The sequence below is a fragment of the Pantoea sp. ME81 genome (genome assembly GCF_903970985.1).
GTDB classification, from domain to species: Bacteria; Pseudomonadota; Gammaproteobacteria; order Enterobacterales; family Enterobacteriaceae; genus Pantoea; species Pantoea communis.
In genome coordinates this window covers 1-12582 of record NZ_CAJCKS010000140.1, presented here as the reverse complement: position 1 = coordinate 12582, position 12582 = coordinate 1, and the positions used below count along the sequence as shown (strand labels likewise).

Annotated in this window: 13 protein-coding genes; 7 read left to right on the top strand and 6 right to left on the bottom strand. The window is 55.0% G+C overall.

Translation table 11 applies throughout. The features are described 5' to 3' along the window. Nucleotides 1–389, bottom strand: a 389-nt coding sequence (locus H7A81_RS20555) for a dihydrodipicolinate synthase family protein (RefSeq protein WP_182058557.1), incomplete at its 3' end; no start/stop codon positions are given. 17 nt (nt 390–406) lie between these two features. Beyond that, nucleotides 407–1555 (bottom strand): iron-containing alcohol dehydrogenase, encoded by a 1149-nt coding sequence (locus H7A81_RS20550; RefSeq protein WP_034829587.1) that lies wholly within the window; start codon nt 1553–1555, stop codon nt 407–409. A gap of 189 nt (nt 1556–1744) precedes the next feature. Here H7A81_RS20550 and H7A81_RS20545 point away from each other — a divergent pair, with 189 nt between their 5' ends. The 3 genes from H7A81_RS20545 to H7A81_RS20535 are packed head-to-tail and all read left to right on the top strand — an operon-like array spanning nt 1745 to nt 4757. Beyond that, the gene (locus tag H7A81_RS20545) at nt 1745–3016 is read left to right on the top strand and encodes a four-carbon acid sugar kinase family protein (protein WP_182058556.1); all 1272 of its coding nucleotides are present in this window, start codon (nt 1745–1747) and stop codon (nt 3014–3016) included. Further along, nucleotides 3009–3989: a D-threonate 4-phosphate dehydrogenase gene (locus tag H7A81_RS20540; RefSeq protein WP_034829583.1), complete on the top strand. Its 981-nt coding sequence runs from the start codon at nt 3009–3011 to the stop codon at nt 3987–3989. Before H7A81_RS20545 ends, H7A81_RS20540 begins: the two co-directional genes overlap by 8 nt. Nucleotides 3990–3995: 6 nt before the next feature. After that, nucleotides 3996–4757: a DeoR/GlpR family DNA-binding transcription regulator gene (locus H7A81_RS20535; RefSeq protein WP_034829581.1), complete on the top strand. Its 762-nt coding sequence runs from the start codon at nt 3996–3998 to the stop codon at nt 4755–4757. Between the two features lie 119 nt (nt 4758–4876). Here H7A81_RS20535 and speD read toward each other — a convergent pair whose 3' ends face one another. The 3 genes from speD to H7A81_RS20520 form a co-directional block, all read right to left on the bottom strand. After that, a complete protein-coding gene (speD, locus tag H7A81_RS20530; RefSeq protein WP_058960874.1) occupies nt 4877–5686 on the bottom strand; it encodes an adenosylmethionine decarboxylase in 810 nt (269 codons plus the stop codon). A 5-nt stretch (nt 5687–5691) separates the two neighbouring features. Next, nucleotides 5692–6555, bottom strand: coding sequence for a polyamine aminopropyltransferase (gene speE, locus H7A81_RS20525; protein WP_160868765.1), 864 nt, complete (start codon nt 6553–6555; stop codon nt 5692–5694). Between the two features lie 108 nt (nt 6556–6663). Then, nucleotides 6664–7011: a YacC family pilotin-like protein gene (locus tag H7A81_RS20520; protein ID WP_007888732.1), complete on the bottom strand. Its 348-nt coding sequence runs from the start codon at nt 7009–7011 to the stop codon at nt 6664–6666. Between the two features lie 177 nt (nt 7012–7188). Between H7A81_RS20520 and cueO the strand changes: the two genes are divergently transcribed. Further along, a complete protein-coding gene (gene cueO, locus H7A81_RS20515) occupies nt 7189–8811 on the top strand; it encodes a multicopper oxidase CueO (protein ID WP_182058555.1) in 1623 nt (540 codons plus the stop codon). A gap of 248 nt (nt 8812–9059) precedes the next feature. Here cueO and H7A81_RS20510 read toward each other — a convergent pair whose 3' ends face one another. After that, the gene (locus tag H7A81_RS20510) at nt 9060–10349 is read right to left on the bottom strand and encodes a cystathionine gamma-synthase family protein (protein ID WP_160868767.1); all 1290 of its coding nucleotides are present in this window, start codon (nt 10347–10349) and stop codon (nt 9060–9062) included. Nucleotides 10350–10515: 166 nt separating this feature from the next. Between H7A81_RS20510 and hpt the strand changes: the two genes are divergently transcribed. From hpt to H7A81_RS20495, 3 genes are all read left to right on the top strand, one after another. Then, a complete protein-coding gene (gene hpt, locus H7A81_RS20505; RefSeq protein WP_039331277.1) occupies nt 10516–11052 on the top strand; it encodes a hypoxanthine phosphoribosyltransferase in 537 nt (178 codons plus the stop codon). 245 nt (nt 11053–11297) lie between these two features. Beyond that, nucleotides 11298–12221: an ABC transporter ATP-binding protein gene (locus tag H7A81_RS20500; protein ID WP_097118370.1), complete on the top strand. Its 924-nt coding sequence runs from the start codon at nt 11298–11300 to the stop codon at nt 12219–12221. Continuing rightward, nucleotides 12218–12582 (top strand): ABC transporter permease (locus H7A81_RS20495; RefSeq protein WP_182058554.1); only part of this gene is annotated, 365 nt, incomplete at its 3' end. The genes H7A81_RS20500 and H7A81_RS20495, both read left to right, overlap by 4 nt.

Genomic DNA, 12582 nt, shown 5'->3' with positions numbered 1-12582 from the left:
ACTTCAATCGCATCTGCCACCGCGCGGTAGTGGGCAATCAACTCTTCCTGCTTCAGCGGCACGAAATACGGAGTGATCACCGAAACCGCATCCACGCCCAGTTTGGCGACTTGTTTGCCGAGGCGGATGGTTTCACGGGTAGAAATCTCACCGATGTGCGCCACAACGGGGGCAGCGCCATTCACTTCATCGACGCAGGTTTCGGTAACCGCTAATTTCTCCTGCTCGTTGAGCACAAAGAACTCACCGTTGGTGCCACCGCAGAAGATGCCGTTGCCTGCGCTGAGCTGACGTTGCACCTGCAGACGCTGAGCCGCGGGATTAAACGCACCTTCACTGTCAAAGGTGGTGACGATGGCGGTTAATACGCCCTGAATTTTCTTACTCATGATGCCCTCATTAATCCTTAGTGATTCAAAGCCGGAAAGAGTGTCAGGTAGACGTTTCGTACGTCATCGGCGCTCACTTTCATCGGTACATTCTTCATCAGTCGCTGCACGTCGAGCGCGGCTTCAACCAGATACGGCAGGTGATCCGGGCCGATACCCAGTTCTTCCAGACTGGCAGGCAGTTTGAGACGTTTCACCAGCGCGGCAAAGTACTCCACCAGCGCATGCGATTTGGCTTCTTCATCCAGTGAGGCATCGGCGTCCGGCAGCAGATCGTAGGCCTGCGCGAATTTGCTCACGGCGGCGGGGCGCACAAAGCGCATGCACGGTGCCAGCAGAATGGCGTTCGCCACGCCGTGCGGCAGATGATATTTGCCGCCCAGCGGATAGGACATCGCATGCACCAGATGGGTACCGGCGTGGGCAATCGATGCGCCACCGTAATAAGAAGCCCACAACATATTCAGGCGCGCTTCCAGATTGCCCGGTTCGGCAATGGTGGTCTCAAGGCTGGCAAACAACTTTTTCATGCCAATAAGCGCATAGTTATCGCTCACCGGATTGGACACGGTGGCGGTAAAGCACTCGATCAGATGACACAGTGCATCGATACCAGTGGAAGAGGCGATATGCGGCGGCATGCTGGTGGTCAGTTCAGGCACCAGTGCGACATAATCGGGCAGCATCACCGGAGTGATGATGCCAACTTTGGTCTCTTTCTCTGGGATCGCCAGGATTGCGTTTGGCGTGGCTTCGGAGCCGGTACCGGCGGTGGTCGGGATCAACAGTGACGTGGTGCGGGTCAGCGGTTTCTCTCCGGCCAGCAGGGCATCCAATGTCGGCGCGCCATCAACGCACAGAATCGACAGCAGTTTGGCGACATCCAGCACGCTGCCGCCGCCCACGCCGATCACCAGATCGACGTCGGTAGAAGGTAGTGCGGCAACAATGGCGGCGACATCGTGCTGGCTTGGCTCCGGCGGCACGCTGTTGACGATGCTCAAACTGCTGATCTGCTGTTTCAGCTGCGCGATCAGCGACTGAACCGCTGGAATGCCTTCGATATTCTTGTCGGTGACCAGAAGCGCTTTGTCTTTACTCTGCAGTAAATAGCTGAGGTCATTAAGCGCCTGGAAGCCACTGATCACGGTGCTGTTGATATTCATTTCATACCCTTATCGCGGTTTTTTCGTACTAAATGATTAACTTTGCTCATTCAGTGCGGGTTCTGTCACTACAGTGCCTAAATTTATAGGACAAATTGATTTCAAATAATTTGATCTTGCTCACATATAATCAATCATGATTGAATATAATCAATCTCAACACGGCGAACTGCCGGCAGAGGAAAGAGAATGACTTCACAGCCATGGAAAACACCCGTCTTAGTGATCGCGGATGATTTTACCGGTGCCAACGACGCCGGTAGCGGACTGGCGCGAGCAGGCGCAAAGGTGCATGTGCTGTTTGATAGCAGTACAGCCCACGATGCCAGCAGCGCCGATGTGCTGGTCATCAGCACCGACAGCCGTGCGGTCAGTGCAGCAGAAGCAGCGCATCGTACAACGCTAGCATTACAGCAGCATCAGGCGATTGCCCAGGATGGCTGGCTGTTTAAAAAGATTGATTCCACGCTGCGCGGCAATCCGGGCGCAGAGATTGAGGCCGCATTGCACGCCAGCGGAAAAACCTTAGCGCTGGTGGTGCCCGCTGTGCCGAAACTGGGCCGTACCACGCGTGAAGGTGAAGTGTGGATCAACCAGCAGCGTCTGACGGACACCGAATTTGCCAGCGACCCGAAAACCCCGGTGACCAGTAGCCATGTGTTAACCCGCCTGCACATGCAAAGCGATCTGACCGGTGAAACTCTGGACCTGGCAACGGTGCGCAGTGGCAAGCTGGCACAGGTGCTTGCCAGTAGGCAGGGCTTAGTGGTGCTGGATGCCGAGCAGGATGCTGATATTGCGCTGATTGTGGCGGCGGCGGCGAGTTTACCCGCACGACCCTTACTCGCAGGCGCTTCCGGATTAGGTGATGCATTGGGCGAATATCTGGCGACGCGTCCGGCCAGGCCGGTGCTGGCCGTGGTGGGTTCGATGAGCGCCATCGCGCAGCAGCAAATCGCCCGCCTCGCGACCCAACGTGACATTCGCATTATCGATATTGATATTCGTCAGTTGTTTGCTCAGCCCGCGTGGCCGCAGGCTGTCGAGTGGCAGCAAGCGATGCAACAGGCTTTACGCGACGGCGCACACTGCGTAGTGCGCACCACACAGCATGCAGAGCAACGCCATGAGATTGAACAGCTGTGTCAGCAACATCAGGTGTCACGCCAGGAGCTGGGAGAACGCATCTGCCACTTCCTCGCCCAATTGACCCAAAACGTTTGCCGCCAGGCCTTGCCTGCCGGGTTGTATCTTTCGGGCGGCGACGTGGCAATTGCCGTCGCACAAGCGCTCGGCGCCAGTGGTTTTCAGATTCAGGGCCTGGTGGCGGGCTGTGTGCCGTACGGGGTTCTGCTAAATAGCGAATTACACCTGCCGGTGATGACCAAAGCGGGTGGCTTTGGTGACGAAAACACCCTGATAGAAGCCATCCGTTTCATTGAGGAGAAGTCGAGTGAATAAAATTATTGCGGTGACCATGGGCGATCCGGCGGGCATTAGCCCGGAGATCATCATTAAAGCGTTAGCGGAAGGCGACCTGGCGGGGATCCCGGCAGTGGTGGTCGGCTGTGCCAGCACGCTGCGTCGGGTGATGGGATTGAACATTACGCCGCAGGCAGAATTACGCGTACTGGATAACGTCAAAGACGCGCATTTCGCACCGGGCATCATCAACGTGATCGATGAACCGCTGGCCAATCCAGAGGCATTAAAACCGGGTGTGGTGCAGAAAGAAGCCGGTGATTTGGCCTGGCGCTGTGTGAAACGCGCCACCGAACTGGCACTGGCCGGGGAAGTGCACGCAATCGCGACAGCTCCACTCAATAAAGAAGCACTGCACTCAGCAGGGCACATTTATCCGGGACACACCGAACTGCTGGCGCAACTGACTAACACCAAAAACTACGCCATGGTGCTGTACACCGATCATCTGAAGGTGATCCACGTCACGACGCATATCGCGCTGCGTAAGTTCCTCGACACCCTGAATGGGGACCGTATCCAGACGGTGATCGGCATGGCGGATACCTTCCTGCGCCGCGTCGGTTTCGACAAGCCGCGCATTGCCGTAGCTGGGGTGAATCCGCATGCGGGCGAAAATGGCCTGTTTGGTGACGAAGAGATCACCACCGTAGCACCGGCAATCAAAGTGATGAAAGAGCAGGGCATTGATGTTTATGGCCCTTGCCCGCCGGATACCGTGTTCCTGCAGTGCCAGCAAGGTCAGTACGATATGGTGGTGGCGATGTATCACGATCAGGGGCACATCCCTCTGAAATTGTTAGGTTTTTATGATGGCGTCAATATCACCGCTGGCCTGCCGTTTATCCGTACTTCCGCGGACCACGGCACGGCGTTTGATATCGCCTGGACAGGTAAAGCGAACTCTGCGAGCATGGCGATCTCCATTAAACTCGCGATGCAGCTAGCATAGGGAAATATGAAGGGACAAAGCCGTCTCGACCAGATTATGGACTACCTGAAAAGTCATAATCTGGTCACTGTAGAACAGCTGGTGAGTGCGATCTCGGCTTCACCGGCGACGATCCGCCGCGATCTGATCAAGCTCGACAAGGAAGGCGTCATTAGCCGCAGCCATGGCGGAGTGACGCTCAATCGTTTTATTCCTGCGCAGCCGACCACGCTGGAAAAAATGCAGCGTAATCTGGCCGAGAAGCAGGCCATCGCGCAGTTTGCCGCCAGTTATGTGCAGTCGGGCGACTCCGTGGTGCTGGATGCCGGTACCACCATGCTGGAACTGGCGCGCCAGCTCACGCATCTGCAACTGCGAGTGATCACCGCCGACCTGCATATCGCGCTGTTCCTGTCTGAATTCAAGCAGATTGAAACCACCATTATTGGTGGTCGTATTGATGACTCCAGTCAGTCTTGTATTGGGGAGCATGGCCGACGCCTGCTGCGCAGCATCAATCCGGATATCGCGTTCGTTAGCTGTAACTCGTGGAGTATTGAACGCGGGATCACGACGCCGACGGAAGATAAAGCCGGTCTGAAGATGGATCTGCTGGCGAATGCACGTCGCCGCATCTTGCTGGCGGACAGCAGTAAATACGGTTCCTGGTCGCTGTACTGCGCCGCGCCGATTGATAGTTTGACCGATGTGGTGACGGATGCGCGTCTCGACGACGCAGTTTGTCGCGCGTTGCGTGAGCGTGGCATTGGTTTGCAGCTGACAGCCTGATGTAACATGGTCGCCATCAAAGGCGACCCTTCAGCAACAGGGTTAACCCAATGCTAGCCCTGCACCGACACTTGCTTGCGTAGGGTGCCCATTGATGCGCACCCGTTAATCGCAGACCACTACGATAGCTTCAATCCCGTCGCCGGAATATTGCGGCCGTAGTAGATTTCACGCATCTCTTTCCACAGCAGATTGGTGATGCGCTTGTGCTCCTGCGGGTTGAGTTCTTCAGGCCTGGTATTGAACAGGTAGTATTTCAGGTCAAATTCCTTCAGTAACATCTTGGTGTGAAAGATATTTTCCTGATAGACGTTCACATCCACCATGTCGTACATCGCCTTCATATCCTCGGACATAAAGTTCTGAATCGAATTGATCTCGTGATCGATAAAGTGCTTTAAGCCATTCACATCGCGGGTAAAACCACGCACGCGATAATCAATGGTAACGATGTCCGATTCCAGTTGGTGAATCAGGTAATTCAGCGCCTTAAGCGGCGAAATCACCCCACAGGTGGAGACTTCGATATCAGCGCGGAAGGTGCACAATCCCCCCTCAGGATGGCTTTCTGGATAGGTGTGCACGCAAATATGGCTCTTATCCAGATGCGCCACCACCGAATTGGGCAGCGGACCCGGATGCTCAGATTTATCGATATCCTGCGGATTGATCGGCTCTTCGCTGACCAGAATGGTAACGCTGGCACCCTGCGGTTCATAATCCTGTCGCGCGATGTTCAGCACGTTGGCACCAATGATTGAGCAGGTCTCAGTCAGGATTTCAGTGAGGCGATTCGCATTATACTGCTCATCAATATAGGCGATGTAGCCATCACGCTCCGCTTCGCTGTTGGCGTAGCAAATATCGTAAATACAAAAACTCAGGCTCTTCGTCAGATTATTGAAGCCGTGTAGTTTCAGCTTTTGCAATTTCGTCACTCCTCACACGACAAGGCATTCAGCAGATATTGCGGTAAGGCAAAGCTACCGACATGAATCGCGGGATTGTAGTAGCGGCAGCGTAGGCCCGCGTCGTCAAAGCGTGATTGCAGGGTGACTGCATCCCACTGGCGTAGCGTCTCGTTGTCGCTTGCCCAGGCAAACGTCATAATGCCGCCGTAATAGGTGGGGATCGCCGCCTGATAAAAGCTGACGTCGGAGAAGTAATGGCCAAGTTTACGATGGCTGTTGATCGCTTCGTCCTGCTGCAGGAAACAGACGCCGTTCTGTGCCACAAAGATTCCGCCGGGATTTAGCGCCTGTTTACAGCCGGCATAGAATTCAGAGGTAAACAGACTTTCACCGGGACCGATGGGATCGGTGCAATCGGAAATAATGACGTCGAACTTCTCTTGCGTCTGGGTGACGAAATTCACACCATCATCAATCACCAGATTCAGCCGTGGATCGTCGTAGGCACCGGCGCTGTGATTGGGCAGATACGTCTTGCAAAAACTCACCACGCCGGCATCGATCTCAACCATGGTGATCTGTTCAATCGTTTGGTGACGTGAGACCTCGCGCAGCATGGCGCCATCGCCACCGCCAATGATCAGCACGCGTTTCGCCTTGCCGTGCGCCAGGATTGGCACGTGGGTCATCATTTCGTGGTAGATGAACTCATCGCGCTCGGTGGTTTGCACCACACCGTCCAGCGCCATGACACGACCAAAAGCGGCATTTTCAAAGATCACCAGATCCTGATGCGCCGTTTTGTCGCGATAAAGCAGTTTATCTACCGTGAAATACTGTCCAAATCCGGCATGAAGCGTCTCATACCACATTTCATTCTGGGCCATGATGGGGCTCTCCTCGAATGTCATCGCCATGAAATTAGGGGAAAAAGCATAGCGAAATATGACCGTGGTTGCACGGTCAAATCTTCAGCAGCAGAGCGGGATGGCGGGCTATTTGACGTAAGCGAGCAGACTCAGCGAGTCACGCGCCAGCGACTTACACTTCTTGTCATTGGTAATGGCGATACCGCTCAAATCTTTGTAACTCTCTTCGCCGAGCGACTTCATGTTGTAGTTGCTGTAATTGCTCAGATCCCAGCGGTTCTGCTGGGCAAAAAACACCAGCGCTTTGCGAATTTGCGCATCGGGCAGATCCTGATAGCCACAATCGTTCTTCAGGTAAACAAACACCGCGGTCAGATCGGCCAGATCTTCTGCTTCGGATTCGCTCAGGGCAAAACTGGTGGAGGAGAAGCCAAGGAGTCCCGCCAGCAGCAGGATCTTGATGCTTTTCGTCATAATCATTCTCAACAAGGGACAATTTATTGACGTTAGCACAGTTATTGCAGGGATTCCGCTAAATTTGCCCAAATGGGGCATTCCCACGTTTTTTATCGGCGCATTCTGTTAAGGGGCTTGACCCTCCCGCAGGGTAAAGGTTTACGCTGTGCCCTTATTCACGACAAGGATAAGAATATGCAACGTCGTCATTTTCTAAAGTTGACCGCCGCACTCAGCGCGGCAGGTGCGCTGCCTTTGTGGAGCCGTTCGTTAATGGCGGCGACGCGCCCGCTGCTACCGATCCCCTCTATTTTGCAGCCCGATGCACGCGGAGCGTACACGCTTACCGCGATGAGTGGCACCAGCCAATGGAACGGCAAATCCGTCCCGACGTGGGGCTATAACGGCAGTCTGCTCGGCCCGGCGCTGCGGTTGCCGCGCGAGAAAGCCGTTACGGTGAATATTCATAATCGGTTGGCGGAAGCAACGACATTGCACTGGCACGGTCTGGAAATTCCTGGCGATGTTGATGGTGGACCGCAAGCACTGATTGCGCCCGGTGCCTCACGTCAGGTGACCTTTACGCCCGATCAACCGGCTGCCACCTGTTGGTTCCATCCGCATCAGCATGGCAAAACCGGCTATCAGGTGGCGCAGGGTCTGGCGGGACTGGTGCTGTTAGAGGACGAAGATTCCGGCAAATTGCGTCTGCCGATGCAGTGGGGCGAAGATGACGTGCCGCTGATTTTCCAGGATAAACAGCTGACCAAAGACGGCGCAAAAATCGATTACCAACTCGACATCATGCGCGCGGCGGTGGGCTGGTTTGGTGACATGATGTTAACCAACGGCGTGCAGTATCCGCAGCAAGCGGTGCCACGCGGCTGGCTGCGCTTGCGTCTGTTAAACGGCTGCAATGCCCGTTCGCTGGATATCGCCACCAGTGATAAGCGCCCAATGTACGTGATTGCCAGCGATGGCGGTTTGCTGGCCGAGCCGGTAAAAGTGGATAGCCTGCCGCTGCTGCCTGGCGAGCGGTTCGAAGTGATGATTGATACTTCAGACGGCAAAACCTTCGACATGGTGACGCTGCCGGTGACGCAGATGGGCATGACGCTGGCACCCTTTGATCAACCCTTGCCGCTGGTGCAAATTCTGCCACTGCGCGTGATGGCAAGTGGTTCTATGCCGGATAAGCTGGTGGATCTGCCGCCGCTGCCATCAGTGGAAGGCGTGCAAAGCCGCTGGCTACAACTGATGATGGATCCGCAACTGGATCAACAAGGCATGCAGGCGCTGATGGATCGTTACGGTCATCAAGCCATGGCCGGGATGAAAATGGATCACGGCAGCATGGAATCGAAGGGGGGGGCGATGCAGATGGATCATGGCAACATGGACATGAGCGGCGGTGCCATGAAGATGGACCATGGCAGTATGCCGATGGATCACGCAAAAACAGCGGCTTACGATTTCCACAACGGCAATAAAATCAACGGTCAGGCGTTTAACATGACCAAACCGATGTTTAACGCCGAACTCGGCAAAGTGGAAAAATGGACTATTTCCGGTGAGGGCGATGCCATGCTGCATCCGTTCCACATTCATGGCACCCAGTTCCGCATCCTGTCAGAAAACGGCAAGCCGCCAGCGCCGCATCGTGCAGGCTGGAAAGACATGGTCAGCGTCAACGGCTGGCGCAGTGAGGTGCTGGTGCGCTTTAACTACGTTGCCAATGCCGATAACGCCTACATGGCGCATTGCCATCTGCTGGAGCATGAAGATACGGGCATGATGCTGGGCTTCACCGTCGGCTAAGTGACTGCCACACCGCAGCGAAGCCTTAACGTCTTCGCTGCGGGTTGTTTAGCAATACCAGGGCATAAGCGGGACTTTTACTGCTCAGCAGTATCAGAGCGCCAATGGCCTGATTTCCTGTTACAGGGGCAGGGCACAAGTGGCCTGGTTTACGGCAGCACACGAGGTTGGACATCGGGCAGCCTTATCCAGCTGCTCGATGCCTGGTCAACGCCGCCCTTCACGCACTGAGCGTGCCAGGCAAGTGATTAGGCCTGAGCCGCTTCCAGTGCCAGCCGGATATCCTCAATCAAATCATCAGCATGTTCGATACCAATCGACAAACGTACCGTGGCATCGGTAATGCCAATACGCTGGCGTACTTCCTGCGGCACGCCGGAATGGGTGGTGCTGCCCGGATGGCTGGCGAGTGATTCGGTACCGCCCAGGCTCACGGCCAATTTAAACAACGCAAGGGCATTAAGAAAACGAAACGCTGCCGGCTGGCCACCTTTGATATCAAAAGAGAACGTGGAACCTGCGCCGCTGCATTGTCGCTGGAAGGTTTCACCCGCAGAGCTGTCCGCATCGAGATAGGGCAGCCAGTGCAGTTTTTCCACCTGCGGGTTATCGCGTAAGAACGCAGCGACTTTTTCTGCATTGCTGGCGGCTTTCTCCATCCTCAACGACAGTGTTTCCAGCGATCGTCCAATCATCCAGCTGGAGTGCGGATCAAGTTGGGTGCCGATGGCACTGCGCAGCGATCGCACCTTGCTCACCAGCGCTTTGCTGCCCAGCACCGCACCGGCAATCAGATCCGAATGGCCGCCGACATATTTGGTGAGCGAGTAGAGCGACAAGTCGGCACCGTGCTGCAAAGGACGTTGAAACAGCGGGCCGAGCAAGGTGTTATCGCAGGCGAGAATCGGGCGCGAACCTTGCTGCTGGGTGATGACATCTGCTACCTGCTTCATCAGCTGAATATCCACCAGGCTGTTGGTCGGGTTGGCCGGCGTCTCAATCAGAATCAGCGCCACACGACCGCGCTGCCACGCCAGTTTGGCTGCTTCATACACTTTGTCTTCATCGGTGCCATCGCTGAAGCCGACGGCTTTAATCTCTAAATCGTGCAGCGTTTTGCTTAGCAACGTTTCAGTGCCGCCGTACAGCGGCTGCGAATGCAAAATCACTTCACCTGGCCGCGCAAACGCCAGCAGCGTGGTGGCAATAGCCGACATTCCGGAGGAGAACAGCGCGGCACTTTCTGCCTGTTCATAGATGGCCAACCGATCTTCCACAATCTCGCTATTGGGATGGTTAAAGCGTGAGTATACCAGCCCACCGCTCTTGCCCTCCGGCGGCTGCTTACGTCCGGCAACGAAATCAAAAAAGTCCCGTCCCTCTTCGGCGCTGTTGAACACAAAGGTCGAAGTCAGGAATACAGGAGGTTTGACTGCGCCCTCCGATAGCCGCGGATCGTAACCGTAATTAAGCATCTGCGTTTCCGGATGCAGATCGTGGGTGCCAATCTGTGTTTTTTTACTGGATGAAGCGGCCATAGGATCTCCAGAGAATACCGGTGAGAGTGCGGGTGGGTTTTCTGTAGTTAAGGCCAGCACAATAAATTTTGCCACGGTATCGTTTGCGTTCTGTGCGCGGCGTTAGAGGTTGGTTCGACTATGATAGACTTCGTGGCTTTCTGAAAACCTTAACCAGGCGAATGCAATGAAACACACCGTCGACGTGATGATCTCTGAGCAGGAGATTGCAACCCGTATTGCCGAACTGGGCAAGCAGATTAGCGAACACTACCGTAGCAGCGGCAGCGAAATGGTGTTGGTGGGTCTGCTGCGTGGCTCCTTTATGTTTATGGCCGATCTCTGCCGTGCCATCGATGTCCCGCATGAAGTCGACTTTATGACCGCCTCCAGCTACGGCAGTGGTATGTCATCGACCCGCGACGTGAAAATCCTGAAAGATCTGGATGAGGACATTCGCGGCAAAGACGTGCTGATCGTGGAAGACATCATCGATTCTGGCAACACGCTGAGCAAAGTGCGCGAGATCCTGCGCCTGCGCGAGCCAAAGTCACTGGCCATCTGCACCCTGCTGGATAAACCAGAGCGTCGCGAAGTGGAAGTGACCGTGGAATACGTTGGTTTCACCATTCCTGACGAGTTCGTGGTCGGCTTTGGTATCGACTACGCGCAGCGCTATCGTCATCTGCCGTATATTGGCAAAGTTATCCCGACCGGTGAATAACCGCACAATCTTCCAAGGCTAATCCCGCCAGCCTGCGATAAGATGCGCAGCCCGCGAGTCAATGACTGACGGGCAGCGCTTGCGTTCCCCTACCGCATGCAGAGTGGTAAAGTGTCGCGGGTTATCGCTCAGCGCTTCATCTTTGATTTTTCACTCGTTATCTCTGAATAACCCCGCATGCTCGGCGTGAGCGCACTATCATTTCATAGGGCTTTGATGTCACTACAACAGGGTATGGATTCGCAATGACTTATGCACTGGAACTTTCCGGGCTCACCAAAACCTATCCCGGCGGCGTTCAGGCGCTGAAGAAGCTTGATCTCAACGTTGAGGCAGGCGATTTTTACGCACTGCTCGGGCCAAACGGCGCGGGTAAATCGACCACTATCGGCATCATCAGTTCGCTGGTGAATAAATCCGGCGGCAGCGTGCGGGTGTTTGGCTATGACCTGGAAAAAGACGTGGTCAATGCGAAACGCCAGCTGGGTCTGGTTCCGCAGGAGTTCAACTTTAACCCGTTTGAAACCGTGATGCAGATTGTGGTGAATCAGGCGGGTTACTACGGCGTGGAGCGTTCTGAAGCTAACAAGCGCGCGGAAAAATACCTTAACCAACTCGATCTGTGGGGCAAACGCAACGAGCGTGCACGCATGCTGTCGGGCGGGATGAAACGCCGTTTGATGATCGCACGTGCGCTGATGCACGAGCCAAAACTGCTGATTCTGGATGAACCGACTGCAGGTGTCGATATCGAACTGCGTCGTTCAATGTGGACCTTCCTGAAAGATCTCAACATCAAAGGGACCACCATTATTCTCACCACGCACTACCTGGAAGAAGCAGAAATGCTGTGCCGCAATATCGGCATTATTCAGAGCGGTGAGCTGGTGGAAAACACCTCGATGAAAGGCCTGCTGTCAAAGCTGCAATCGGAAACCTTCATCCTCGATCTGGCGCCGCGTAGTCCGCTGCCGCAGCTGGAAGGCTTCCAGTATCGCCTGGTGGATACCTCTACGCTGGAAGTGGAAGTGATGCGTGAGCAGGGGCTCAACAGCGTGTTCAGCCAGCTGAGTGCGCAGGGCGTGCAGGTGCTGAGTATGCGTAACAAAGCGAACCGCCTTGAAGAGCTGTTCGTCAGCCTGACCCAGGGTAAAGGAGTGAAAGCATGACACATTTATACTGGGTGGCGCTCAAGAGTATCTGGGCCAAGGAGATCAACCGTTTTGCCCGCATCTGGATTCAGACGCTGGTGCCACCGGTGATCACCATGACGCTCTATTTCATCATCTTCGGTAATCTGATTGGTTCACGCATCGGCGATATGCATGGCTTCAGCTATATGCAGTTCATCGTGCCGGGTCTGATCATGATGGCGGTGATTACCAACGCTTACGCCAACGTGGCCTCTTCATTCTTCAGCGCCAAATTCCAGCGCAATATTGAAGAGCTGCTGGTGGCGCCGGTGCCCACGCACATTATCATCGCCGGTTATGTTGGCGGCGGCGTGGCGCGTGGCGTGTGCGTTGGTAT

Bases quoted from the DNA above. Each gene is read 5' to 3' on its own strand.
- hpt (WP_039331277.1), top strand. From the start codon at position 10,516: ATGAAACACACCGTCGACGTGATGATCTCTGAGCAGGAGATTGCAACC.
- cueO (WP_182058555.1), top strand. From the start codon at position 7,189: ATGCAACGTCGTCATTTTCTAAAGTTGACCGCCGCACTCAGCGCGGCA.
- H7A81_RS20535 (WP_034829581.1), top strand. From the start codon at position 3,996: ATGAAGGGACAAAGCCGTCTCGACCAGATTATGGACTACCTGAAAAGT.
- speE (WP_160868765.1), bottom strand. From the start codon at position 6,555: ATGGCCCAGAATGAAATGTGGTATGAGACGCTTCATGCCGGATTTGGA.
- H7A81_RS20545 (WP_182058556.1), top strand. From the start codon at position 1,745: ATGACTTCACAGCCATGGAAAACACCCGTCTTAGTGATCGCGGATGAT.
- H7A81_RS20510 (WP_160868767.1), bottom strand. From the start codon at position 10,349: ATGGCCGCTTCATCCAGTAAAAAAACACAGATTGGCACCCACGATCTG.
- H7A81_RS20550 (WP_034829587.1), bottom strand. From the start codon at position 1,555: ATGAATATCAACAGCACCGTGATCAGTGGCTTCCAGGCGCTTAATGAC.
- H7A81_RS20500 (WP_097118370.1), top strand. From the start codon at position 11,298: ATGACTTATGCACTGGAACTTTCCGGGCTCACCAAAACCTATCCCGGC.
- H7A81_RS20520 (WP_007888732.1), bottom strand. From the start codon at position 7,011: ATGACGAAAAGCATCAAGATCCTGCTGCTGGCGGGACTCCTTGGCTTC.